General features: G+C 61.1%; 22 protein-coding genes. 21 read left to right on the top strand and 1 reads right to left on the bottom strand.

Annotation, left to right across the window (positions count from 1 at the left end; translation table 11 throughout):
• Positions 1 to 214: 214 nt before the first annotated feature.
• From pyrR to rpsT, 19 genes are all read left to right on the top strand, one after another.
• Positions 215 to 883 carry a bifunctional pyr operon transcriptional regulator/uracil phosphoribosyltransferase PyrR gene (gene pyrR, locus HMPREF2765_RS03865; protein ID WP_070604315.1) on the top strand — a complete coding sequence of 223 codons (669 nt, stop codon included), beginning with the start codon at positions 215 to 217 and terminating at the stop codon, positions 881 to 883.
• Complete coding sequence (locus HMPREF2765_RS03860; RefSeq protein ID WP_070604314.1) at positions 880 to 1,881, top strand: aspartate carbamoyltransferase catalytic subunit; 1,002 nt, start codon at positions 880 to 882, stop codon at positions 1,879 to 1,881. Before pyrR ends, HMPREF2765_RS03860 begins: the two co-directional genes overlap by 4 nt.
• Before the next feature lie 30 nt (positions 1,882 to 1,911).
• The gene (locus HMPREF2765_RS03855; RefSeq protein ID WP_070604313.1) at positions 1,912 to 3,213 is read left to right on the top strand and encodes a dihydroorotase; all 1,302 of its coding nucleotides are present in this window, start codon (positions 1,912 to 1,914) and stop codon (positions 3,211 to 3,213) included.
• A 143-nt stretch (positions 3,214 to 3,356) separates the two neighbouring features.
• Positions 3,357 to 3,896, top strand: coding sequence for a PH-like domain-containing protein (locus HMPREF2765_RS03850; protein WP_070604312.1), 540 nt, complete (start codon positions 3,357 to 3,359; stop codon positions 3,894 to 3,896).
• A gap of 152 nt (positions 3,897 to 4,048) precedes the next feature.
• Positions 4,049 to 5,236, top strand: coding sequence for a glutamine-hydrolyzing carbamoyl-phosphate synthase small subunit (carA, locus tag HMPREF2765_RS03845; protein WP_049327218.1), 1,188 nt, complete (start codon positions 4,049 to 4,051; stop codon positions 5,234 to 5,236).
• Complete coding sequence (carB, locus tag HMPREF2765_RS03840; RefSeq protein WP_070604311.1) at positions 5,237 to 8,557, top strand: carbamoyl-phosphate synthase large subunit; 3,321 nt, start codon at positions 5,237 to 5,239, stop codon at positions 8,555 to 8,557.
• Positions 8,557 to 9,432 (top strand): orotidine-5'-phosphate decarboxylase, encoded by an 876-nt coding sequence (pyrF, locus tag HMPREF2765_RS03835; protein WP_070604310.1) that lies wholly within the window; start codon positions 8,557 to 8,559, stop codon positions 9,430 to 9,432. Before carB ends, pyrF begins: the two co-directional genes overlap by 1 nt.
• A 467-nt stretch (positions 9,433 to 9,899) precedes the next feature.
• Positions 9,900 to 10,280, top strand: a complete 381-nt coding sequence (mihF, locus tag HMPREF2765_RS03830; RefSeq protein ID WP_005505949.1) for an integration host factor, actinobacterial type — start codon at positions 9,900 to 9,902, stop codon at positions 10,278 to 10,280.
• Positions 10,281 to 10,321: 41 nt separating this feature from the next.
• Positions 10,322 to 10,879, top strand: a complete 558-nt coding sequence (gene gmk, locus HMPREF2765_RS03825; protein WP_005505951.1) for a guanylate kinase — start codon at positions 10,322 to 10,324, stop codon at positions 10,877 to 10,879.
• Positions 10,880 to 11,190: 311 nt separating this feature from the next.
• Positions 11,191 to 11,649, top strand: a complete 459-nt coding sequence (gene rpoZ / locus HMPREF2765_RS03820) for a DNA-directed RNA polymerase subunit omega (protein WP_070593339.1) — start codon at positions 11,191 to 11,193, stop codon at positions 11,647 to 11,649.
• A 38-nt stretch (positions 11,650 to 11,687) separates the two neighbouring features.
• Entirely contained in the window at positions 11,688 to 13,127 is a 1,440-nt protein-coding gene (locus HMPREF2765_RS03815; protein WP_070604309.1) for a bifunctional phosphopantothenoylcysteine decarboxylase/phosphopantothenate synthase, read from the top strand.
• Positions 13,128 to 13,510: 383 nt separating this feature from the next.
• Positions 13,511 to 14,425, top strand: coding sequence for an RNase adapter RapZ (gene rapZ, locus HMPREF2765_RS03810; protein ID WP_005505957.1), 915 nt, complete (start codon positions 13,511 to 13,513; stop codon positions 14,423 to 14,425).
• A 109-nt stretch (positions 14,426 to 14,534) separates the two neighbouring features.
• Entirely contained in the window at positions 14,535 to 15,587 is a 1,053-nt protein-coding gene (gene yvcK, locus HMPREF2765_RS03805) for a gluconeogenesis factor YvcK family protein (protein ID WP_049345462.1), read from the top strand.
• An 84-nt stretch (positions 15,588 to 15,671) separates the two neighbouring features.
• Positions 15,672 to 16,637 (top strand): DNA-binding protein WhiA, encoded by a 966-nt coding sequence (gene whiA / locus HMPREF2765_RS03800; RefSeq protein ID WP_005505961.1) that lies wholly within the window; start codon positions 15,672 to 15,674, stop codon positions 16,635 to 16,637.
• 221 nt (positions 16,638 to 16,858) lie between these two features.
• Positions 16,859 to 18,043, top strand: coding sequence for a ComEA family DNA-binding protein (locus HMPREF2765_RS03795; RefSeq protein ID WP_070604308.1), 1,185 nt, complete (start codon positions 16,859 to 16,861; stop codon positions 18,041 to 18,043).
• Positions 18,043 to 20,100, top strand: a complete 2,058-nt coding sequence (locus tag HMPREF2765_RS03790) for a ComEC/Rec2 family competence protein (RefSeq protein WP_070604307.1) — start codon at positions 18,043 to 18,045, stop codon at positions 20,098 to 20,100. Before HMPREF2765_RS03795 ends, HMPREF2765_RS03790 begins: the two co-directional genes overlap by 1 nt.
• A gap of 169 nt (positions 20,101 to 20,269) precedes the next feature.
• Entirely contained in the window at positions 20,270 to 21,304 is a 1,035-nt protein-coding gene (gene holA, locus HMPREF2765_RS03785; RefSeq protein ID WP_070604306.1) for a DNA polymerase III subunit delta, read from the top strand.
• Between the two features lie 15 nt (positions 21,305 to 21,319).
• Positions 21,320 to 21,982: a type II toxin-antitoxin system PemK/MazF family toxin gene (locus tag HMPREF2765_RS03780; protein ID WP_070604305.1), complete on the top strand. Its 663-nt coding sequence runs from the start codon at positions 21,320 to 21,322 to the stop codon at positions 21,980 to 21,982.
• 261 nt (positions 21,983 to 22,243) lie between these two features.
• Positions 22,244 to 22,507, top strand: coding sequence for a 30S ribosomal protein S20 (gene rpsT, locus HMPREF2765_RS03775; protein WP_049349792.1), 264 nt, complete (start codon positions 22,244 to 22,246; stop codon positions 22,505 to 22,507).
• 292 nt (positions 22,508 to 22,799) lie between these two features.
• On the opposite strand, the gene HMPREF2765_RS03770 is transcribed toward rpsT, so the two are convergent.
• Positions 22,800 to 23,339 (bottom strand): hypothetical protein, encoded by a 540-nt coding sequence (locus HMPREF2765_RS03770; protein WP_141752951.1) that lies wholly within the window; start codon positions 23,337 to 23,339, stop codon positions 22,800 to 22,802.
• 283 nt (positions 23,340 to 23,622) lie between these two features.
• Here HMPREF2765_RS03770 and HMPREF2765_RS03765 point away from each other — a divergent pair, with 283 nt between their 5' ends.
• Both HMPREF2765_RS03765 and HMPREF2765_RS03760 read left to right on the top strand, forming a co-directional pair.
• The gene (locus tag HMPREF2765_RS03765) at positions 23,623 to 23,958 is read left to right on the top strand and encodes a hypothetical protein (RefSeq protein WP_070593333.1); all 336 of its coding nucleotides are present in this window, start codon (positions 23,623 to 23,625) and stop codon (positions 23,956 to 23,958) included.
• Positions 23,959 to 24,484: 526 nt separating this feature from the next.
• Complete coding sequence (locus HMPREF2765_RS03760) at positions 24,485 to 25,507, top strand: PAC2 family protein (protein WP_070604303.1); 1,023 nt, start codon at positions 24,485 to 24,487, stop codon at positions 25,505 to 25,507.
• Positions 25,508 to 25,547 lie beyond the last annotated feature (40 nt).

Here is a 25,547-nt window from a genome sequence, read left to right as displayed (position 1 = left end):
TATCGGTTGATGCCATTACCCTAACATATATCCACGGAGTGCACACCCTGCTTTATTCTTTGTCCATTTAGAGACTCGGTGTGCGCTTCATTTCTGCAGCCGCCTCACCGTGAGCGGACTCTCGCCGAACCTGAACGTAGCCTGTGAACTGTGGTACCCTACTAGAAGCACAAAACCTTTAAATCCGTCCCGTGAGGCGGGGAAGGAGACGGCTATGCCTGGGTCAACTGTACCCACATCCGGCGCGAATCAGGGGCGAAATGTAACCGCAGCCCCCCATTCGGCAACCCCTCAAAACGCCTCCGAGGACGCGACCACCGTCGGCCGCACCATCCTCAGCGAGGACGAAATCCGCCGCGCCCTCACCCGCATCGCCTACGAAATCATCGAAACCAATAAAGGCGTAGAAAACCTCGTACTCATCGGCATCCGCTCCCGCGGCGTGCCCCTCGCCGTACGACTCGCAGCCCGCATCCAAGCCATCGAGCCGAACTTCAACGCAGAAACACGAATCGGCGCCCTGGACATCACCGCCTACCGCGACGACCAGCGAACCGGCGGCACCACCTCCCCAGACACCGCAGGGGAAAGCATCATGCCCACCATCGGCATTGAAGGCAAAACCGTAGTCCTCGTTGACGACGTCCTCTACTCCGGCCGCACCGTACGCGCCGCCCTCGACGCACTCAACGCCCACGGACGACCCGCCCTCGTACGCCTGGCAGTCCTCGTAGACCGCGGACACCGGCAACTACCCATCCGCGCCGACCACGTGGGCAAAAACCTGCCCACCAGCGCCAGCGAAACCGTGCGCGTCGTACTAACTGAAACCGACAACGCAACAGACCGAGTTGACATTATCCAGCTGGGAGGGCTCTCATGAAGCATCTGCTCGACACCCGCGAACTAACCCGCGAAGAAGCCAACGAAATCCTTGACGTCGCCGACTACATGGCGCAGGTCAAAGCCGAAAACCGCACCCTCAACGTGCTCAACGGCAAGACCGTCGTCAACCTCTTCTTCGAGGACTCCACCCGAACCCGCCTCTCCTTCGAAGCCGCGGAGAAGCGCCTGGGTGCAGCCGTCACCAACTTCTCCGCTTCTGGCTCCTCCGTGTCTAAGGGCGAGTCGCTCAAGGACACCGCGCAGACCCTCAAGGCGATTGCCGCGGATGCGTTCGTGATCCGCCACTCTGCGTCCGGCGCACCGCAGCGCCTCGCCGAGGCAGGCTGGACCGACATCCCCGTGCTCAACGCGGGCGACGGCACCCACGCACACCCCACCCAGGCACTGCTCGACGCGGTCTCCTTGCGCCAGTACAAGGCAGAACGCGACGGCCTCGACAGCCCCCGCGGCACCGACCTGTCCGGCATGCGCGTGCTCATCGTTGGCGACATCCTGCACTCGCGTGTGGCACGCTCCAACCTCTGGCTGTTGCACACCCTCGGCGCACAGGTCGTCTTCGTCGCACCGCCGACCCTGCTACCGCTGAATACCGCCTCCTGGGTTGAAGAAGCCGGCCTGGAAATCTTCCACGACTTCGACGAAGCCATCGCCACCAACCCCGACGCTGTCATGTTGCTGCGCATCCAGAAGGAACGCATGAACGCCGCGTACTTCCCCTCCGCAGAGGAGTACACCGACCTGTGGGGCCTGACCGCCGAACGCTTCGCAACCCTGCAGGCGCAGCCGCAGCCGGTCGCGATCCTGCACCCGGGCCCCATGAACCGCGGCCTGGAAATCTGCACCGAAGCCGCCGACGCCACCAACTCCTGGGTCCTGCGCCAGGTCAGCAACGGCGTGGCGCTGCGCATGGCGGTGCTCTACCTGCTTCTGACCGACGGCTCCAGCGCCAAGCTCTACGCCGGCGACGAATCCTAAACGACCTTCCTAACGAGAGGAACCAACACCATGAGCAAGTACCTGATCAAGGGCGCAAGCCTCTACGGCGAAAAGGTCGCCGATATCCTCATCGAGGACGGCGTGATTAGCCGCATCGCAGAGAACATTGACGCCGCAGACGCACAGGTCGTCGAGGCGGCAGGCCAGGTGGCGCTGCCCGGCCTGGTCGACATCCACACCCACCTGCGTCAGCCCGGCTACGAGGCATCCGAAACCGTCGAGACCGGCACCCGCGCAGCAGCCCTGGGCGGCTACACCGCGGTGTTCGCCATGGCGAACTCCCTACCCGTGGCAGACACCGCCGCAGTCGTTGAGCAGGTTGACCGCCTCGGCAAGGAATCCGCATGGTGCCGCGTGCAGCCCATCGGCGCCGTGACCGTGGGCCTGAAGGGCGAGCGCCTCTCCGACATTGGCGGCATGGCGAACTCCACCGCGAACGTGCGCGTGTTCTCTGACGACGGCATGTGCGTGTACGACCCCGCCGTGATGCGTCGCGCCCTCGAATACGTCAAGACCTTCGACGGCGTTATTGCGCAGCACGCGCAGGAGCCGCGCCTGACCGAAGGCGCCCAGATGAACGAAGGTAAGGTGTCCGCTGATCTGGGTCTGACCGGTTGGCCCGCCGTCGCTGAAGAGGCAATCATTGCCCGCGACGTGCTGCTGGCTGAGCACCTGGACTCCAAGCTGCACATCTGCCACCTGTCCACCAAGGGCTCCATTGAGGTTGTGCGCTGGGCTAAGTCCCGCGGCGTGAAGGTGACCGCGGAGGCAACCCCGCACCACCTGCTGCTCACCGACGAGACCGCACGCACCTACGACCCGATTTTCAAGGTGAACCCGCCGCTGCGCACCGAAGAGGACGTCATGGCGTTGCGTCAGGCTGTTGCTGACGGCATCATTGACGTGATTGGTACCGACCACGCACCGCACCCGGCAGAGACCAAGGAATGCGAGTGGGCGTGCGCCGCGAACGGTATGACCGGCCTGGAGCAGGCACTGTCCATCATCCAGATGACCCTGGTTGACACCGGCATGATTACCTGGCGCGACGTGGCACGCATCCTCTCCGAGCAGCCCGCGAAGATTGGCCGTCTGGAGGCCGAGCAGGGCCGCCCGCTTGCCGAAGGCGAACCGGCAAACATTGTGCTGGTCGACCCGAAGGCAACCCGCGTCATCAAGCCGGAGGAGCAGGCAACCAAGGGTAAGAACAACCCCTACCGCGACATGGAGGTACCCGGCTCGATCCGTGCAACCTTCTACGCTGGCCACCCGACCGTGCTGAACGGCGAGCTGGCAACCCCGCGCCGTTAACCCGCGAGGCAAACGTACGTAGTGACCGTGCCTGGCGGTGGTAGGTTCACGCCTGCCACCGCCTCGCCGGGAGCACCGCCCCCAACCTCACCAACCCAGGCCGAGATCATCGACCGAGACCCCAACCGAAAGAGAGAACCTTCGTGGGAAAGTTCCTGACCGCCATCATCTGCATCGCCCTGGTCGCCCTGTGCATCTACGGCATGTGGCACGGATGGCGCTCGCGCCTGGCACGCCAGGCGAACATGTTCGGCTCCCTCAAGGAAGTTCCCGAACGCTACGAGGGCATGACCGCTGACGCCGCTTTTGAGGGCGAGTACGTCAGCACCACGATCTTCGGTAACTGGCTGGACCGCGTGGGTTTCGATTCGCTCGGCTTCAAGAGCAAGTCCACCCTGCTGATTTACCCGGACAGCATCATCTTCACCCGTAACGGAGCGAAGGACCTGTGGATTCCGGCGAAGAAGCTCGCCGTCATCACCACCGACCGCGGTATGGCGGGCAAGGTTGTGGAGAAGAACGGCCTGGTCGTGATTGGTTGGACCCTGGACGGTCACCGCGTGCAGACCGGCTTCCGCACCCGCTACGCCGAGGACAAGCAGGCGGTACTGCAGGAGCTGCGCCGCATCGCCCCGAACGCGGTGGATGCGCCCGAGAAGTGGACGGCAGAACCGGAAGCCTAAATCCCGGTGTAATATCCCTGCGCACCCACACCCATAGATTTTGCCTGAGGTCAGGCGAACACCCGCCGAAGGCACCATAGACTACCCCGGAACCTGCACGGTAGAGGCCGTACAGGAAGCGGGGGAGAACACCAGAGAAAAGGAAGAAGAGCATGACTGACATGACACGATCCGGCGCCCTGCGTACGGACCGCGCGCTGCTCGTCCTGGAGGACGGCACCGTCTACCGCGGCTACGGCTACGGCGCAACCGGCGCGTCCCTGGGCGAGGCGGTTTTCTCGACCGGTATGACCGGCTACCAGGAAACCCTGACCGACCCCTCCTACGCGGGTCAGATTGTGGTTCAGACCGCTCCCCATATCGGCAACACCGGCGTGAACACCACCGACGCTGAGTCCCGCAAGATTTGGGTTGCCGGCTACGTGGTTCGCGACGCAGCACGTGTGGCATCCAACTGGCGTTCTGAGCGCACCCTCGACGAAGAGCTCATCGAGCAGGGCATCGTCGGTATTCAGGGCATTGACACTCGCGCCCTGACCCGCCGCCTGCGTTCGAGCGGTTCGATGCGTGCGGGCGTGTTCTCCGGTGAGCACGCAGAACGCCCCGAAGCTGAACTGCTGGAGGAGGTGCGCGCCTCCGAGCCGATGGCTGGCCGTAAGCTCGCTGACTCCGTTTCGGTTGACACCGCCTACACCGTTGAGCCGCACCAGTTCAACTGGTTCGCACCCCCGGTCGCAACCATCGTCGCCCTGGACCTGGGCATTAAGTCGATGACCCCGCAGCGTTTCGCTGAGCGTGGCGTGCGCGTGCACGTGCTGCCCGCAAGCGCAACCCTCGAGGACATCTACTCCCACAACCCCGACGGCGTGTTCTTCTCCAACGGCCCCGGTGACCCGGCAACCGCTGACGAGCAGGTTGAGCTGCTGCAGGGCGTGCTGCGTAAGGGCACCCCGTTCTTCGGCATCTGCTTCGGTAACCAGCTGCTCGGCCGCGCCCTGGGCTTCGGCACCTACAAGCTGCCCTTCGGCCACCGCGGCATCAACCAGCCGGTCATGGACAAGACCACCGGCAAGGTTGAAATCACCGCGCAGAACCACGGCTTCGCTGTGGACGCGCCGATTGGCGACTACGTGACCGCACCGAACGCTGAGTTCGGTCAGGTCATGGTCTCCCACGTGGGTCTGAACGACAACGTGGTTGAGGGCCTGACCTGTAAGGACATCCCCGCGTTCTCCGTGCAGTACCACCCCGAGGCTGCCGCGGGCCCGCACGATTCCGCCTACCTCTTTGACCGTTTCATCGACCTGATGGTCGCAACCAAGACTGCAAAGGAAGCATAAATGCCTCGTCGTACTGACCTTAATAGCGTCCTCGTCATCGGTTCCGGCCCCATCGTCATCGGTCAGGCAGCGGAATTTGACTACTCCGGCACTCAGGCACTGCGCGTGCTGAAGGAGGAGGGCGTGCGCGTCATCCTCGTGAACTCGAACCCGGCAACCATCATGACCGACCCCGAGTTCGCGGACGCCACCTACATTGAACCCATCACCCCCGAGGTGATTGAGAAGATCATCGAGAAGGAAAAGCCGGACGCAATCCTGCCGACCCTGGGTGGTCAGACCGCACTGAACGCGGCTATCTCCCTGGATGAGCGCGGCGTGCTCTCCAAGTACAATGTTGAGCTCATTGGTGCGAACATTGAGGCGATTAACCTCGGTGAGGACCGTGAAGCATTCAAGGGCGTGGTGGAGCGCGCCGGCGGCGAGTCTGCACGCTCGGTGATTGTTCACTCCATGCCGGAGGCGCTGGAAGCCGCTAAGGAGCTGGGCTACCCGATGGTGGTCCGCCCCTCCTTCACCATGGGTGGTCTCGGCTCGGGTATGGCGTACAACGAGGAAGACCTCTACCGTATTGCCGGCGCCGGTATTCAGTACTCGCCGACCAGCGAGGTCCTGCTGGAGGAGTCCATCCTCGGCTGGAAGGAATACGAGCTGGAGATGATGCGTGACACCAACGACAACGTCGTGGTCGTCTGCTCCATCGAAAACTTCGACCCCGTGGGCGTGCACACCGGTGACTCCATTACCGTGGCACCCGCACTGACTCTGACCGACCGTGAGTTCCAGAAGCTGCGCGACATCGCGATCAACGTGATTCGTGAGGTTGGCGTGGACACCGGTGGTTGTAACATCCAGTTTGCGATCGACCCGAAGACCGGCCGCATCATCGTCATTGAGATGAACCCGCGCGTGTCTCGTTCCTCGGCGCTCGCGTCGAAGGCTACCGGCTTCCCGATTGCGAAGATTGCGACCAAGCTGTCTTTGGGTTACACCCTGGATGAGATTCCGAACGATATCACCCAGAAGACCCCGGCGTCCTTCGAGCCGACCCTCGACTACGTGGTCGTGAAGGTTCCGCGCTTCGCGTTTGAGAAGTTCCCGGCTGCTGACCCGACCCTGACCACCACCATGAAGAGTGTTGGCGAGGCTATGGCTCTGGGCCGTAACTTCACTGAGGCTCTGCAGAAGGCGATGCGTTCGCTGGAGCAGAAGGGTGCGTCCTTCTCGTTCAAGCCGCTGTCCCTGTCTGAGGCTGAGCTGGCTGAGCTGGTTGAGAAGACTAAGGTTGCGACCACTCAGCGTATCTACCAGGTTCAGCAGGCTCTGCTGGCTGGCGCTACCGTGGAGCAGCTGCACGAGGCGACCAAGATTGACCCGTGGTTCCTGGATCAGCTGGTGCTGCTGAATGAGGTTGCCGGTGTGGTTCACGCTAAGCGTGACAACCTTGACCCGGAGACCCTGAAGCTGGCTAAGCGTCACGGTTTCTCGGACGCTCAGATTGCTGAGATTATCGGCTCTTCTGAGGATGTTGTGCGCGGTGTTCGCCACGCTCTGGGTATCCGCCCGGTCTTCAAGACTGTTGACACCTGTGCAGCCGAGTTTGAGGCGTTCACTCCGTACCACTACTCCTCCTACGACCTGGAGGATGAGGTTGCGCACCACGAGAAGCCCTCGATTATGATTCTGGGTTCGGGCCCGAACCGTATCGGTCAGGGTATCGAGTTCGACTACTCCTGTGTGCACGCTTCGCTGGTGCTGCGTTCGCTGGGTTACGAGACCGTCATGGTCAACTGCAACCCCGAGACCGTTTCGACTGACTACGATATTTCGACTCGCCTGTACTTTGAGCCGCTCACCCTTGAGGATGTGCTTGAGATTGTTGAGTCGGAGCGTCGTACCGGCGGTCTGATGGGTGTGTTCGTGCAGCTGGGCGGTCAGACTCCGCTGAAGCTGGCTCGTGCCCTGAAGGATGCGGGCGTGCCGATTCTGGGCACCACCCCCGAGGCTATTGACCTGGCTGAGGACCGCGGCGAGTTCTCCCGCGTGCTGGAGGAGGGCGGCCTGATTTCGCCCAAGAACGGTACCGCGTTCACTTTCGAGGGTGCTAAGCGCATCGCTGACGAGATTGGTTACCCGGTTCTGGTTCGTCCTTCGTACGTGCTGGGCGGCCGTGGCATGGAGATCGTCTACGATGAGGCGAACCTGGCACGCTACCTGGAGAACGCTACCGAGGTTTCGCCTTCGCAGCCTGCTCTGATTGATAAGTTCCTTGAGGACGCTATCGAGATTGACGTTGACGCTCTGTTTGACGGCGAGGAGCTGTACTTGGGCGGCGTCATGGAGCACATTGAGGAAGCCGGTATTCACTCGGGTGACTCTTCCTGTACTCTGCCTCCGATTACTCTCGGCCCGGACATCATCGCGAAGGTGAAGGACGCTACCGAGAAGATTGCTCGCGGCACCGGTGTGCGCGGCCTGATTAACATTCAGTTCGCGTACGTGTCTGAGAACCTGTACGTGATTGAGGCGAACCCGCGTGCGTCCCGTACTGTTCCGTTCGTGTCGAAGGCTACCGGCGTGCAGATGGCTAAGGCTGCTGTGCTGATTGGTCTGGGTAAGAGCATTGCTGAGCTGAAGGCTGAGGGTTACCTGCCGTCGAACATGGATGGCGCATCCCTGCCTGAGGAGACCGCGATTGCTGTGAAGGCTGCGGTTCTGCCGTTCGCTCGTTTCCGCACTCCGGAGGGTGTTGTGGTGGATTCGCTGCTGAGCCCGGAGATGCGTTCGACCGGTGAGGTCATGGGTCTGGATAAGCACTATGACACCGCGTTTGCGAAGGCTCAGGCTGGTGCTGGTTCGCCGCTGCCGACCTCCGGTAAGGTGTTCATTTCGGTGGCTAACCACGATAAGCGTAACGTTATTATTTACGCGAAGATGCTGGAGTCGCTGGGCTTTGAGATCGTTTCGACCGGTGGTACCGCTGAGATTCTGCGCCGTAACGGCCTGAACTCGGTGATTGTGGCTTCGAAGTTCGCTGAGGCGAACGGCGACCACTCGATTGTGGACATGGTCCGCAACGGTGACATTGACCTGATTCTGAACACCCCTGCCGGTGGTGCAGCTCGTAGCGATGGTTACGAGATTCGTGCCGCTGCGGTTTCGGTGGGCTGCCCGGTCATGACCACTATCTCTGAGTTCGCTGCGGCTGTTCAGGCGATTAATGCTCTGCGTGAGCACAGCTGGGACATCATGAGCCTGCAGGAGCACGACGTTCAGCTGGCTGCCGCTGTGGATGCTCGTTCCGAGGGTGGCGAGGCGTAATGTCCGCTGCTTTTGGTGATCGTCTGGCGAAGGCGATGGCGGAGCGCGGCCCGCTGTGTGTGGGTATTGACCCGCATCCGAACCTGCTGGAGCAGTGGGGTCTTGAGGATTCTGCTGCCGGTCTGGCTGCTTTTACTGAGGCGGTCTATGAGGGTTGCGCCCCGTTTGCGGCGGCGTTGAAGCCTCAGGTGGCGCTGTTTGAGCGTCACGGTTCGGCTGGTCTTGCTGTGCTGGAGGCACTGTTCGCCCGCGCTGCCGCTGATGGTGTGCTGATTGTTGCTGACGCTAAGCGCGGCGATATCGGTTCAACCATGAAGGCGTACGCGGATGCGTGGCTCGGCTCCTCGTCGCCGCTGGGTACCGATTCGGTGACTTTGAGCCCGTATCTGGGTTTTGAGTCGCTGCGTCCGGCGCTGGATTTGGCTGATGAGAATGACCGCGGCACTTTCGTGCTGGCGTTGACCTCGAACCCTGAGGGTAAGAGCGTTCAGCACGTGGGCGCGTCGGAGTCTGGTCATTCCGGCGAGTCTGGGGGCGCTGTGGCTAAGCGTATTATCGCTGCGGCTACCGCTGAGAATGCTTCCCGCCAGTGGGAGCAGATGGGCCCGTGCGGCCTGGTGGTTGGCGCGACCGTTGGTCAGGCGCTGGTTGACCTGGGTATTGACCTGGGTTCCTTCAACGGCCCGATTCTGTCGCCCGGTTACGGCGCTCAGGGTGCCTCGGCCGCTGACCTGTACCGCGTGTTCGCGGGTGTGGAGTCGCAGGTGCTGGTGAATTCCAGCCGTGGCGTGCTCGCTGCAGGCCCGTCGGTTGAGGGTTTGGCGCAGGCTGCGCAGGCGGCTCGTGATGACCTGTTGGCGGCTCGCGGCGCATAGTTCGCGTGTTGCGTGAGGGGCGTGTGCTCCGGGTAGATTCTGTTGAGGGTCTGCTCGGGGTGCGCACCCCTTTTGCGTTTCCGGGTTCCGATACCCGGTTTTCGGCACCCGATTTCCGCGCCCAATTTTCGCCCCGGGAGCGCCGGGTTCGACTGGTTTAACCCCCGTTTCTGGGTACACCGGCATGCATAATTTTGCCGCCGCACACCCGCGCCGGTGCGAGTTTGCTCACCTCTGTAGCGGGGGAGTGCGCCCGCTCTATGAGGCGCTTCTGTGGTTCCACTTTTGATAGGGCGAATACTCCGCTATGCTATAGGGGTACTCCCTGATATTTACGTGCTGACGTGCGTAGACGCATTGTTGGTGCGAGGGTGAGTGCCGCGGGTGGAACGAGGATTCTCGCGCTATCCGTGATACATTAGTTGATAAGTAAAATTCTATAACTCGCAGAAATGGGGGACCCAACCATGCCGCTGACTCCGCTAACTGAGGATGCGCGCGCCTCCGCCCGCGAGAAGGCAGTACTTGCCCGAGCACACCGCCAGGAAATTAAGCGTGCACTGAGTGACCGTGAACTTTCCGTGCGTCAGGTGCTCGATATGGTCGATTCCGACCCTGCACTGGCTAAAATGCCGGTGGGGCAGATGCTGCGCGCACTTCCGGGCATTGGTGCCGTTCGAGCTGAACGCATCATTGAAGAACTTCATATTGCACCGACTCGCCGCCTTGGCGGCCTGGGTGTACACCAGCGTCGCAAGATGGTGGAGTACTTCAACCGTAATTCGCGGTATTTGAACCGTGCACGTCGCAGGACTAATACTCTGCCTCCTGAATCTTCTCAGTCCTAACACATCGTGCCTTCAGTCGATGAAGGCGCAGTAAGGAAGCTATGTCTCAGCCGACTCTCACCGTACTGGCTGGCCCCACTGCTGTTGGCAAGGGTACGGTGTGCCAGTACATTCGTGAGAACTACCCGAACGTGTGGTTCTCTGTTTCCGCTACTACTCGTGATCCTCGCCCCGGTGAGGTTGACGGTACTCACTACTATTTCGTTTCGATGGAAGAGTTTGACCAGATGATCGCTGACGGTCAGATGCTTGAGTACGCTGTGGTGCACGGTAAGAACAAGTACGGTACTCCGCGCGCTAAGGTCCAGGAGGCCCTGGATGCTGGCCGCCCGGTGATCCTTGAGATTGACTTGCAGGGTGCTCGCCAGATTCGCGAGACCATGCCGGATGCTCGCCTGATTTTCTTGGCTCCTCCGAGCTGGGATGAGCTGGTGTCGCGTCTGGTGGGTCGAGGTACCGAGAGTGAGCAGGAGCAAGCTCGTCGCCTTGAAACCGCGAAGGTTGAGCTGGCTGCTGAGAAGGAATTTGACGTCACGGTCGTCAACGACTCTGTTGAGCGTGCAGCGAAGGAGATTGCTGAGCTGATTGGCGCTGCCTAATCTGCATGCTTTGCGTTTGCGGTGGGGCTAGAGTTTCTTCCGACCTGTAGTTCTGCCGTGAGGCGTTGTGAAAGGTGGGGGTTTCGAAGAGTTTTCTTCGGAGCCCCCGCCTTTTGTTTGCCCTGTGCCCGCTACTCTGTGCCTGCCGGTCTGCCTTTTATCCGGGCTGGTACGTGCGTTTTAGCCGTTGAGAGGGTAGAATAGTTCTTTAGTTTTGACCGTGCCCTCAGTGTGCCCGGTTTGCGCCATAGCGCGAACGGTGTGCGGGGGCGTTCGGTACGTACATTCCATCAAGCTATTTGGAGTTTTTAGTGGCAAACGAAATCAAGGAACACGAGGACTACAACTTCGTTGACGGTGTCGCTCCCGAGGGCATCGTGAGCCCCAGCGCTGACGCGCTGATTGAGAAGGCGGAGTCCAAGTACGGCCTGGTGATTTTCGGTGCCCGCCGTGCACGCCAGATTAACGCGTACTACGCTAACCTGCAGGACAATACTGCTGCGCACGTTGGCCCGCTGGTTGACGCTGAGTCGAACGAGAAGTCTCTGTCGGTGGCAATGCGTGAAATCATTGCTGACCGTGTTGTGGCGGAGCACCACCCGGACGCTAAGTTCGATGAGGACGGCTACCCCGTTCCCGAGGATCTGTCCGCTGTGATTGATTTCAGCGCGGCTGAGTTCTCTGGCGCTATCGAGGAGGAGTACATCCCCGCAGGTAGCGAAGAGGTTATTGCTATCGAAGAGGTTATCCTCGACGAGTCCGCTGAGTAATCTGCGTTCTTTCAGGTTTAAGGATTCTTTAACGTACCATGCGCATTATCGTTGGTATTGGAGGGGGCATTGCTGCGTATAAGGCGGCGATGCTCCTTCGTCTTTTTGCGAAGAATGGCGACGAGGTAATCGCCATGCCCACCCCGAACGCGACGAAGTTCGTGGGTGTTCCCACCCTGGAGGCGCTGAGCGGCAACCCCGTCTCGACGGACGTGTTTGACCGCGTGCCGGAGGTGAACCACGTGCGTCAGGCCGAGCAGGCTGACGCTGTGGTGATTGCCCCGGCGACCGCTGATTTGCTGGCTCGTTTGGCGGCTGGTCGTGCGGATGATCTGCTGTCTTCTACGGTGTTGACGACGCACGCCCCGGTGATTTTGGCGCCGGCGATGCACACCCAGATGTGGGAGCATCCGGCGACTCAGGCGAATGTGCAGACGCTGCGTTCGTGGGGTTATCACGTGATTGAGCCTGCGATTGGGCGTTTGACGGGCCCGGATTCTGGTCCGGGTCGTATGCCAGAGCCGGAGGATATTTTCGCGGTGGCGCTGGATGTGATTGCTCGCTTCCCGAAGGGGCAGGTGCACCCGGTGTACACGCCCGGTTACGCGCCGACTGAGCCCCTGTACACGGGCACGGAGCAGGAGCGTATGGCGGCGGCGCGTGCGGCGACGCTGACTTCGGCGTTGCTGGGTCAGGGTGATTCGAGCCAGGTTGAGCCTGGTCAGGTTGATTCGGGCCAGGCAACTGGCGCATCCGAATCGCTGCGTGGTCCTCTGGCCGGTCGCCTCGTGGTCATTACCGCTGGCGGCACCCGTGAGGCACTGGACCCGGTACGCTTCCTCGGCAACCGTTCGACCGGCAAGCAGGGCGTGGCGCTCGCGGAGGCGGCACGCGACCTGGGCGCGACCGTGCACCTGATTGGTGCGAACCTTGAGGTTCCCGCGCCGGAGGGTGTGCAGGTGACCCGCGTGGTGAGCGCCCTGGAGCTGCGTGAGGCGACCCTTGAGGCGAGCGCGGCGGCGGATGTGCTGATCATGTCTGCGGCGGTGGCTGATTTTAGGCCCGCCGAGTTTGCCGAGTTCAAGATTAAGAAGAGCGCCGATTCTGAGGATGCGCCGGTGATTCAGCTGGTGCGCAACCCGGATATTCTGCGTGAGGTCGTGGTGCGCCGCCAGCAGGCTCATGAGGCGGGGGAGAGCACCCTCGGTCCGAAGCTCATTGTTGGTTTTGCGGCGGAGACCGGTTCGGCGGAGAAGACTCCGTTGGAGCTGGGTCGTGAGAAGCTGCAGCGTAAGGGCACGGACTTCTTGGCGGTCAATACGGTGGGTGTGAATCGTGGTTTCGGCACGGACGATAACACGATTACGTTGCTGTCGACCCTGAATGATGAGGCGCCGGTGTTCTCCGGTTCGAAGAAGGAGCTGTCGGTGCGTCTGCTGGAGCATGTGGCGGCTTTCCTGCCTGAGCTTTCTGCCTGAGTTTTCTGTCTAAGGCAACCTGGCGTATCCGCGTAGAGTTTTGGAGCGTTTATAGTGTGGAGCCCGTGCGGTGCCTCCTGTGGGAGGTATCGTGCGGGCTTTGCTGTGCCCGCGGCAGTGTTACCGCGCGAGGTTCTTAGCCGGGGGCTGTACCCTCCGTAGCTCTGCCGTCCGCCTCCTTCTGTAGACCCCTCGGAGAGCATTATGTGCAAGCACTTGTGATGCGGGTTTCTTTCTTCTGGGGTTCCTTCTGGGGTTCGGTCGGGGGAGCGTCTCATATTTCTGTCATAGTGGTGAAATTTCTGACCGTACCCCTGAACCGTCAGATAAAGGTCTTGTATCATGGCATAGAGAGTATTTCGCGTTGAAGGGGAAGAAGCACCATGCCCGAGAATCAGAGCAAGCCCGCCACGGTACAGTCCGCCCAGAGTGAGGAGCGCCCTCAGATTCTGGTGATTACCGGTATTTCCGGTGCCGGCCGCAGCACTGTCGCAAACGTGCTGGAGGATGAGGGCTGGTACGTTATCGATAACATCCCACCGCAGATGCTCGGTTCCCTGGCTGAGCTGGTGACCCGTGACGGTGCGCGAGTTCCGAAGGTGGCGCTCGGCATTGACGTTCGCGCCCGCGCACTGTTCTCCGATCTTCCCGCTGCGATTGAGACTCTGCGCAAGTCCGATATTGACTTCTCCATGCTCTTCCTTGACGCCAAGGACGAAACCATTATTGCCCGCTACGAGGCTCAGCGCCGCCCGCACCCGCTGCAGGGTGAGGGCCGCGTCCTCGACGGTATCCGCGCTGAACGCACTCTCTTTGAAGGTCTGCGCCTCGCTTCTGACCGCACCATTGACACCACCGGCATGAATGTTCACGAGCTGGCTCGTACCGTGCGTGAAATGTTTGCTGAGGGTGCGGATAAGAAGCTGAACCTGACCGTGATGAGCTTCGGCTTCAAGTACGGTGCGCCTTCGGACGCTAACTACATGGCTGATATGCGTTTCATCCCGAACCCGCACTGGGTTCCGGAGCTGCGCCCCCTGACCGGTCAGGACGCCCCGGTGCGCGACTACGTGCTGGAGCACGCAGGCACCGAGGAGTTCATCAGCAACTATCTTGCGGCTCTTCGCCCCGTGCTTGAGGGCTACCGCCGTGAGGGTAAGTACTACGCCACCATCGCAATTGGCTGCACCGGTGGTAAGCATCGTTCCGTGGCTGTGACGGAGGAACTGGCTCGTCGTCTCTCTGCTTTCGGTGAGCTGAACGTGAATGTTCAGCACCGCGACAAGGGCCGCGAGTAAGTTTTTCCCGGCGCGTCCCAACCACCGCGTCGTGTTTCATTAGCCGCCGTCCGGCCCCGCACACCGTGGGGCCGGCATACCACTCCTTCCGGGTATGTGAGGTATTACTATGTCTACCCATTCGACCAGTTATGACACTCAGGGTATTCCGCGCCTGCCGGCTCTGCCGACTCAGGCTTTGCGCTTGTTGAAGACCACGCACCGTTCGCCGAAGGTTACGGCGATGGGCGGCGGCCACGGGCTGTACGGTTCCCTGTCTGCGTTGCGCCACGTCACGCCTGATTTGACGGCTGTTGTGACGGTTGCTGACGATGGCGGTTCGTCGGGTCGTTTGCGTGAGGAGATGGGTATTCTCCCTCCGGGTGATTTGCGTATGGCGCTTTCTGCGCTGTGTGATGACACCGATTGGGGTCGCACGTGGCGTGATGTGATGCAGCATCGTTTTAGCGCACCCGAGGGTTATGAGGGTGAGTTCCCGCTGGATTATCACGCGCTCGGTAACCTGCTGATTGCTACTCTCTGGCAGCTGCTGGATGACCCGGTTGCGGGTCTGGACTGGGCGGGTGCGCTGCTGAATGCGCGCGGCCGCGTGCTGCCGATGGCGCTGGATCCGATGGTCATTTACGGCACCGTGTTGCGTGAGCATAACGGCGGCGGTATTGAGCGTGTGAAGGTGGTCGGCCAGGTGAACCTCTCGAAGGAGGAGCGGGTTCACGATATTGGTCTATCTCCCGCAAATGCGCGTCCTTGCCCGGAGGCGCTCTCCGCTATTGAGGAGTCCGACTGGATTGTTTTGGGTCCGGGTTCGTGGCGTACGTCGGTTCTGCCGCATCTGCTGTTGGACGCTCAGCGTGAGGCGATTATCCGCACGGAGGCGCGCCGCTGCGTGGTCATGAACCTCTCCGACGATAAGGAGACGGTCGGCTTCACCCCGGCAACGCACCTGGATTTGTTGCGCCAGTACGCCCCGAAGCTTCACCTTGACGCGGTGATTGCTGACGCTGACATGCAGGCTGATCACCGTTCCGAGCTGGAGCGCGAGGCCTCTGCGATGGGTGCGAAGGTTGTGTGGGCGCATCTGCGTTCGAGCTCCCAGCCGAATGTGCACGACCCGCTGAAGCTTGCGGCTGCGTATAACGAAGCGTTTGAGCTGAGCTCTTAGAATCACCGTTGCGGCTGCTATTTTTGGTGTGCTCATTTCCCGAAGTTATAGACTCTTAGACACTACGCCCAGAAGGACCTGTTCATGGCATTAACCACGCTCGTCAAGGACGAACTCGCCAACTACGAGGCAACGAAAGTCTCTGCTCGTAAGGCAGAAATCTCTACGATTCTGCGTTTTACCGGAGGCCTGCACATTGTCTCGGGGCGAATCGTGGTGGAGTCTGAGGTCGACCACGAGGCAACCGCCCACCGCATGCGCCGCACCATCGCGGAGATTTACGGACACGACTCTGAGCTGACCAGCGTCAGCGGTGGTGGCCTGCGTCGAGGCGGCCGCTACATTGTGCGTGTGGATCACGGCGGTGAGGCGCTGGCTCGCCAGACCGGTCTGCTGGATCTGCGTGGCCGCCCGGTGCGTGGTCTGCCGCCGGCTGTGGTGAACGGCTCTCTGCAGGACGCTGAGGCGGTCATGCGCGGTGCGTTCCTGGCGCACGGTTCGCTGACTGAGCCGGGTCGTTCCTCCTCCCTGGAGATTACCTGCCCCGGTCCGGAGGCTGCGCTCGCGCTGGTGGGTGCGGCCCGTCGCCTGGACATTATTGCGAAGGCACGCGAGGTGCGCGGCACGGACCGTGTGGTGGTGCGTGACGGCGAGACGATTTCGCAGCTGCTGGAGCGTATGGGCGCGACCGGCACCCTGACCACGTGGCGTGAGGCGCGCACCCGCAAGGAGGTTCGTGCGACCGCGAACCGTCTGGCGAATTTTGATGACGCGAACCTGCGCCGTAGCGCTCAGGCGGCTGTTGCGGCGAGCGCTCGCGTGGAGCGTGCCCTGCAGATTCTGGGTCATGAGGCGCCGGATCATCTGCGCTATGCCGGTGAGTTGCGTGTGCTGCATAAGCATGCGTCGTTGGATGAGCTGGGTCGTCTGGCTGATCCGCCGATGACGAAGGACGCGATTGCGGGCCGTATTCGTCGCCTGCTGGTGATGGCTGATAAGCGTGCTTCGGAGCTGGGTGTTCCGGGTACTGAGCTGCCGCGCGAGGACTAAGCGAAAGCTAGATTCTGCTCTTAAACGGTGCGGGCAGCTCGTGTGGCTGAAGTGTTTGTGACGGTTTTATGACAAACCAAACCCCTCCGTTTTTGAACAAAAACCGCATATTTTTCAAAAATGAGCCTGTGGATGGCCCCTTTCGCGTTGTGCGAGGGGAGTTATCCACAGGTTCTTTGCGTGCCCTCGTGCGTTCGCGCGCGTGAGCCTAGGGTAGGGGTATGACGAGCATGACCCCCAACCCCGACCAGAACGCTGTACAGAGCCCTGTGCAGGATAGTGCAGCCCAGCAGGGCGGCACACCTCAGCCGGGCGGCGCGCAGCGTAGCGCCCGCTCCCTGATGAACAGCCTCTACCGCAGCCCCCGCGCCCGCAAGAACGGCGCGCCGGATGCCGAGGACACCGTACCGCTGGCTATTGCCGCTGAGGTAACGCCTGCGGAGGTGCCCGCCGAAGAAACACCCGCCGAGCCCGCGCCTGCCGGCCAGCCCGTACCTACCAGCCAGCATGTATCTACCGCTCAGCCAGCGGCATCCCGCCCGGAGTCGAATGGCTGGGCTGACTGGGATCAGCAGCCCGACTGGAACGAGGTGGACGACTGGGCGGAGTGGGAGCAGGCCGATCAGCCCGGCACCACCCGCAGTACCCGTTGGGGTCTGTCGCCGCGCGTGCTGCTTCTGGTGGCGGTGTTGGCGCTGGTCGCCGTGGTGTGGGGTGTGACCCAGTTTTCGGCGGCTCCGCGTGCCGAGCAGCTTGCCTCCCCGGGTGCTTCCGCCGAGTCGGTGCAGGCGGTGGGTGCCCAGCAGAGCCCCGGCACCCAATCGACCGCCCAGCCGAGCGCTAACCCGAGTGAATCCGCGCAGGGTGGCGCCTCCGGTGAAGCTACCGTGCGGGTGCATGTGGCGGGTGCCGTGAACAATCCCGGCGTGTACACGCTGCCCGCGCAGGGTCGTGCCGTGGATGCGATTGCCGCCGCCTCCGGTGCCGCCGCGGATGCTGACCTGGACCGCGTGAATCTTGCCGGTGCGCTCAGTGACGGGGTGCAGATTTATGTGCCGCATCGTGGTGAGACGGCTGCTCCGGCGCAGATTCAGCCCAACGGTGGAAGGGCGAATGCGGGTCAGGGTAACGCGGCGAATGGTGCATCGCAGGATGGCACTCAGCCTCAGCCTGCGCGCACGCTAACTCCTGCGGGCAGCGCGCAGAAGGGTTCAACCCCGGTGAACATTAACACCGCCACCGCTGAGGAGCTACAGACCCTGCCGCGTATTGGTCCGGCGATGGCTCAGCGCATTATTGCCTGGCGTGAGGCGCACGGCGGTTTCCGTAGCGTGGATGAGCTGGATGCGGTGCCTGGCATTGGTCCGTCGATGCTGGAGAATCTGCGTCCGCTGGTGACGGTCTAATGCCCCGGCAAAACCGCAGGCCGAACCGCCCGCAGGCAGGGGAGCAGGAACTCTTTCCCGGTTCCTTGCGCCTCACCCGGCGCCTCATCCGGTCCGCGGCTACGGCGTATGACCGCGTCCGCTACCGCTGGAGCATCGGCGCTGAACGGTGGCGTACCCGCCGTGATGAGCAGGAGCTGCGCGCCCAGGGAAGCCTCATTCACCTGGACTTTCGCCTGAGTTTTACGGTGCTGGTGCTGTGGGCTTTTACCGCGGCGGCGCTGACCGTGGGTACGTGGCGGGTGGTGCATCCGCTGGCGTGTGTGCTCATTGCCCTGCTGGGGTGCCTGGTGATTCTGCTGTTCTTTCCGCCGCGTGCGGTGATGCCCTACAGCCTGCTCTTTCGCACGACCGGTCAGCTGGTTTTTCTGGCGTGTATTGTCACGGTTCAGGCGGTGCTTTTGTGCGCTACGGGGGTGGATGCATCCCGCGCCACCCTGCAGCAGGCGCAGGGTGCCTCGCTTCGTCTGAATGGCACGGTGGAGCAGGTTCGCCGCGTGGATCCGCGCACTACTCTGGTGGTCATTAAGCTGGAGGAAATTCAGGGGCGGAGCGTGCGTGCGCTGGTGAATGAGCGGGTACGCGTGTATCGGCGTGACGGTTCGGCAAAGAGCGCCGCGCAGCGCCTGGAGGCACGTTCGGCGGCGAGCTCGGCAGCTCAGCAACAGGGGAGCGGTACCGCGCGCTCGCAGGCGATTTATCCGGGCATGAAGGTGACCGCTCTCGGCACGGTGGAGTTCAACGGTTCCACGGCGAAGCTGAGCGGCGCAACTATTTTTCCTGCGCCCGCCTACGGTACCGGGTCGAACGCTGTCACCCGGACGGCGGCGGAGCCGTACCTGTCCACGCTCAAGGAGCAGCTGCGCACCCGCGCCCTGGACGCCCTCGGCACGGAGTCGGCGGCACTGGTTTTGGGTACCGCCTACGGGGATGATTCGCTGATGAGTTCGACCGCGCGGGAGGAGTATAAGCTCAGCGGGCTCAGCCATATTACGGCGGTATCCGGGGCGAATATTGCCATTGTGTTTTTGGGTGCGTACCGGCTGGTGTTGGCGGTTCGTCCGTACCGTTTCGCCAGCGCATACCTGCTGTTCCGTTCCTGGATGCAGCGGTTGCGGGGGAGAAGCACGGCTCGTTCTCGCCGCCCCGCGTACCCCCGGCGCCCCGCCCAACCTCAACAACCAGCCCAGTTTCAACAACCTACCCCGCCAAACGCCCACGCCCTGCCGCCGCTCGTACATCGGCTGAGCACCCTCGCCATTCCGCACCGCGTCATGGTGCTGTGCGGGGTTGCGGCGGTGCTCGCTTACGCCATGTTGCTGGACTCTGAGGGTTCCGTAATTCGTTCCCTCGCCATGGGTCTGCTCGGTGCTTACGCGATGCTGCGCGGTTCGGGTCGCCAGTCCTTGGCGGCGCTGCAAACCACGGTGCTGATGTGTCTGCTTGCCGCCCCGCACCTCGCCGTGGATATGGGGTTTGCCCTGTCGGTGACGGCAACCTCTGCGCTGATTCTGCTGGGCCCTCCGCTAATTCGTCTGCTCATGCGCGTCATGCCGGTGTTCTGCGCGGAAATGCTCGCCGCGCCGATTGTGGCGTCCCTGTGGTGCACTCCGCTGATTTTGGCGATGAGCGGTAAGGTGCCGCTCTACTCGGTTCCTGCGAACCTGATTGCCGCTCCTTTGGCGCCGCTGAGTATGCTCGCCGGGCTGGTGGCGCTCGGATTCATGCTCCTGGGTCTGCCCACTTTGGCGGATCTGTGCCTGCGCGCCGGTGGTCTTGCCGCGCAGGGCATCGAGTGGGCGGCACACACTGCCGCGCACGCGCCGGGTAACCCGTGGGAGCCCGGTTCGAGCGTCCCGGCGGTGGTGTGTAGCGCCCTCTGCGTGCTGGCGTTGAGCGTAGCCCTGTGGTGGGTGGATGCGCGCCGCTACCGTGCGGTCACGCACCGGCAGTATTTGCGGGTGGTACCGCACACTGCGCCCTCCTATCAGCGCTCCCATCAGCCCGCCCGTTCCTAACCGACTAACTGCGGGCATCTAACCCTGACCGACTACCCCTAACCACCGCTAGGAGGCATCCGAGAAGAAAACGCTATGATGGATACTCGAGACTCTACCCGCGCAGCACCCCCGTGCGCATCGGGGTCGAGTTCAGCCCGTACCCTGCAGATAAAGGCGAGTGATAAGCGTGTCCGAGCGTAAGCGTTCAACCCAGCGTGGTGGTTCCCGAGGCTACGCCCGCCGAGGCGGCCCCGCCCTCGACACCGCGTGGCGTACCGTCACCCCGGCACCCGCCGTCATGCTCTACGGCCCGGAGGAGTACTTTGCTTCCCGCGCTGCGGCACGCCTGCGTGAGCTGTTCCGTAGCATCCACCCGGAGGTGGACCGCGTTCAGATTAACGCCGCCACCTACACGGCGGGGGAGCTGATCCTGCACGCTTCGCCCTCCCTGTTCGGTTCGGCAAAGATCATTGAGGTTGAGAACCTCGCCTCCATGAGCGACGAGTTTTTGACCGATACGCTCGCCTACCTGAACGCCCCCGAGCCCGACATCATGCTCATTCTGAACCACTCGGGCGGTAACCGCGGCAAGAAGCTCATCGACCTGGTGCGCTCCCAGTTCGTGCTCATTAACTGCAAGGCGCTCAAGACCGACCGGGAAAAGAGCGAGTTCTTGGCGGGGGAGTTCGCCGCCGCTCAGCGCCCGATTACCGGCGGCGCCCTGGCGCTACTGACGGCTGCCGCCTCCGACACTGCGGAGCTTGCCGCCGCATGCCAGCAGCTGCTCTCAGACGTACCCGGCGAAATCACCGAGGAGGCGGTGAACCGCTACTACGGCGGCCGCACCGAGGTCACCGCGTTCCGCGTCAGTGACGCCGCGATTTCCGGTAACGCCCCGGAGGCTCTGCGTCTGCTCCGCCACTCTCTCGCCACCGGCACGGAGCCGATTCCGATGCTGGGCGCGCTCGCCATGCGTATCCGTAATATTGCGCGCGTGCACCACGTGCGCATGAGCGCTAACGAGCTGGCGCGTGAGGTGGGTATGTCACCGTGGCAGGTTGAGCAGGCTCAGCGTGACGGCCGCCGTTTTACCGGCGCCCAGTTGGCGCATATTGTGCAGCTTCTGGCTGATGCGGACGCCCAGCTGAAGGGTGAGTCGCAGGACGCGGTGTATGCGGTGGAGCAGGCTGTTTTGGCGATTGCTCTACCTCCGCGCCTGTAGTGCATAATAGAGCCCATGCTCGAAATTCTGAAGAAAATTTTCTTTGCCCTGCTACCCTTCCTGCAGAAGGCGGCAGAGGATGCCCTCAACGACGCTACTGCGTCTAAGGGCGGCTCCGAGTCCTCCCAGAAGAGCGAGTCCCGCAAGGATGAATCTCGTCAGCGTGAATCTCGTCAGCGTGAGGCTCGTACCTCCGGCTCTTCGGCGCCTAAGCCGAGCGCCCCGAAGTCTTCCTCGGCACCTAAGCCTTCCGCATCGGCTTCGACCGTCGCATCCGACGGTTCGGATTACCCGGGCGATTACCGCGACATGATTAACTTTGAGTACTCGCCCTCTCTGGATGGCGACGCTGACCCGGGTGAAATCGTGTGGACGTGGGTTCCCTTCGAGGAGGATCACTCGCAGGGTAAGGACCGCCCGGTGCTTCTGGTGGGTCGTGACGGTGAGTACCTGCTGGCGCTGATGATGACCAGCAAGGACCACAATAACCGTGAGCACGCCGATTCGAACTACCTTGATATTGGTTCGGGTCCGTGGGATCCGCAGGGCCGCGCTTCTGAGGTGAAGCTGAACCGTGTGATTCGTGTTCGCCCGGATGCGATGCGCCGCGAGGGTGCCATTATGCCGGAGGATACGTTCCGCCTGATTGAGCGTGCGTGGACTCGCCATAACGGCTAACACCCTGTGCCGGTAGTTTCACCGGCGACCGGCGCTGATTATCTGCGCCGGATGTGGAGGCTGCGTGTAGCGGTTTTCACAGTATTTTTCTCTCCGCGAGGGTCTGTCGTGGAGGCTGTTCATCTGGTATTATGTGTGGTTGAGTGTCCGATGGTCATCGGGCACTGCTGGCCGGTTGCCATAGGCATCCCCACGCCGCTCAGTCGATGATCGGCCAGCGTCGCCCTCACCGACCAATAAGACAAAACAGAAAGTTTAATTGTGGCTAACATTAAGTCTCAGAAGAAGCGTATCCTCACCAACGAGAAGGCTCGCCTGCGCAACAACATTGTAAAGTCCGAGCTGAAGACCGCGACCCGCAAGGTCAAGGCTGCTGTTGAGGCACAGAACAAGGAAGCCGCTGTTGAGGCTCTGCGTTTTGTGAACCGTAAGCTGGACAAGGCTGTTTCCAAGGGTGTTCTGCACAAGAAGACCGCTGCAAACAAGAAGTCCGGTCTTGCTGCGCTGGTAAACAAGGCTTTCTAAAACTTGCGGGGTACCTAAGTACCTCTCTGGTTTAAGGGCAGAGACCCCCTGTGTTCCCCCCTCCTCTAAGGGGAACGCAGGGGGTTTCTTTATGCCCGAATCGTTTATTGTGGGTGCTTACCCGTTATAAAGTTGTGAGTAAATCGCAATCAATCAATCTATGTACCTGATGACGCTCTCTGAACTATAACCTAGTTGTCATTAGTACAACTAAAATTAGAGACTCCTTCAGAAAGACCCTTACCAGTTTTAACCTTAAACTGGTTTAAAATAGATTGATAATGCACTCGACCTATTTTAGGAGGTCGAGATTATATTCAATTGGGACGCAGAGGATATTCTCCCGCCCGTCGATTCGGAGGCTCAGGTTAGCGTCGCCCCCATAATAATTTAGGGTAACTTGGACCATCTCGCCGGATTGAAACTCCTTAACAATCTTTTCGAGATCTAGTTCAATAAACTGGTCTGAGTTCACCACATCAAGAACCTTAATAGGACCCATAGTGACATTACGTAGACTAAAGGTCGTCCTCACTACATGAGTCAGTTCAAACTCAGGCCGCCGTAGATTAGTTGCAATTTCAGACTGTAATTGAATTGGTTGTTTTGTAACAACCTGCTCCTTCTGTTCAAGCAACTTCTCAGCCGCTTCCGCAGACCGGACAACTGCATCACTCATCTGTAGTGCTGCTTGGTGTGCTGCTTCAGCCTTTTCTTTTGCACGTTTAGAGCCACTGGAGCAGTACCACACCACTATCGCGAGAATAAGAGAAAAGAGCGCTGCGTAAGCAGCTATACCAGAGTGAAAGTTTGCTATGAATTGTGAGTCCATACCAGTCATCATAACCAGTCACACTGCAACATGTGAAAGACTAAACGCAACTGCGGGTGAATGATGTATTCGTACTTGATGATTCGGTACTGAATTTTTTAGCAGGATTATGGGGAGGCGCCCGCCCGGTGACGAAACCGCTTGCGGGTTACGGAAGAGCCCGTATAGTGGGAACTATCGGCGGTACCGCACACCGCCCGCGCCTGCATGTAGCGCCCTAAACGGCGTTGCACATAGCGCCGGTGTGGGCACACATTTTTTGCATATTATCAGGAGGTTCCCCATGAGTAGCGAGATCGCAGAAGAAGCTTACGATTATCGTGAAGACCCTGAGTATTGGCGTGCTCCGTTCGATTTTACGAAGCCCATATCTGATGCAAATACTCCAGAGGGGTGGATGCGTGCTGAGTTGAAAGGGCGTTTTTTCAACGCTCCGGTGGCACGCCCCGGTGCCGAATATGAGTGGGGTTTAGCAGAGATTAAGCGTAGGAACGAAGCTAAGGAATTCCCCTTCAAATATAGCGAAGTAACCAGGTTGTATCGTGAGAAGGTAGCTAATGGCGAGCTGCCGGATGTTTATGCTGGCACTCCATACGATTTGGCGCTTCTGCCTTTCTAAAACTTGCGAGGTACGTGAGTACCTCTCTGGTTGAGAGACCCCTGTGTTCCCCCTCCTCTAAGGGGAGCGCAGGGGGTTTCTTTTTCGTGTATACTTGGGCTCAAGGAGTTAGACGATTCCTCTGTAACCCTGAGCCTCACCTGTTGGTGTGGCAATAATGCTTGGGCGGCCGCGGCTTTATGCTTCGGTCTAGAAGACCTCGGGGGCACCACCGGCTAACTCCTTATAACTTTTGTGAAAGGCATCCTGCTAAACGGCGGGGTGCCTTTTGCTATACCCGCTTGCCGTGGTTTTATGACGCCCAGATTCCTCGCCCAATTCTTGGCACAGATTTCGGGGAGGCGCCTGCCCGGTGACGAAACCGCTTGCGGGCCGCACGGGAGCCCGTATAGTGGGAACTATCAGCGGTACCGCACACCGCCCGCGCCCTATCAATAGCGCCGTACACAGCGCTACGAACGGCACCGGGGGAGCGAGTACCGCCGATACACACCACACAACCACCGACCACGAGCTAAGGACAACGATGAGCCAGCCGAACTTCCCGCCCGCCCGACTCTTTGACGCTTTCGCCAAGCCCGCCTCCACAGAACAGCCCGCGAAGAAGGGCCTGCTCGGCAAGCTGCGCCTGAGCGAATCCTCCGAGGAGGACAACTACACGACCGTCATGCTGGTCGGCTTCAACTCCGCGAAGGAACCCCCGGGCAACGGCGAGGACGCCCTCGACGTGATTCACCGCGCGTTCGACCCGTGCGATGAGAGCCCCGGCTTCGACATGGACGACTTCTACGACTACGGTTCCGTCGCCCCGCAGCTGCTGAACAACGACGACTCCGAATCCACGGTCCTGGTGTGGCCCAAGATGTTCTACAACATGGTCACCATCCCGGAGCGTCGCCTGCGCCTGCTCGTGGTGACCGGCCCCGCCCCGAGCCTGTGCCTGCAGCGGTTCATGAACTGCTTCTTCAAGTACGTGAAGAAGCTCCACGTGGACCACGCGATCTTCGTTGAGACCTTTGAGGATCAGGTGGCGCACACCCGCCCGTACCCGTACACGCTGACCACTCACGACGAGAAGCTGGCGGCAATCCCCGGTATTCTGCACGAGTATTTCACCGGTTCTACCTCGGTGACGATGGCAATGTCTGCGCTCGCCGCCGAGCACAGCCTGCGTTCCTCGGTCATGCTGCGTATGAGCATCCCGGGGTATCTGAGCTTTGACCAGCAGAACCCGCGCGCGGTCGTGAGCCTGATCGAGGCGCTGGAGGTCATCCTCGGCATTAAGGTCGAGTCGGAGGAGTACGATCGCCTGCGCGCCCACGCTGGTGAGTGGGAGGCGGAGCTCGCCGAAGAAATGGCGAAGGACTACGAGAAGGTTGAGCTGGTGCGTGAGATTGAGCAGAAGATGGATTCGACTCTGCGCACTGTCTCCGGCGAGGTGATTGCCGAGGATATTGAGGGCTACCTGGATTCCCTCAGCGGCGCCTCCGAGGGTGTAAATCCTGGCGATGATGGTGCGGATTCCGCGGAGGATTCTTCGGAACGCTAGGTCCGTTCGCACATATGGCGCGGGTATGGGAAAATGATAG

Source organism: Rothia sp. HMSC062H08, assembly GCF_001810775.1.
Taxonomy (GTDB): domain Bacteria; phylum Actinomycetota; class Actinomycetes; order Actinomycetales; family Micrococcaceae; genus Rothia.
Note: the sequence above shows the minus strand (reverse complement) of the source record. Positions and strands in the feature narration are given on the sequence as shown.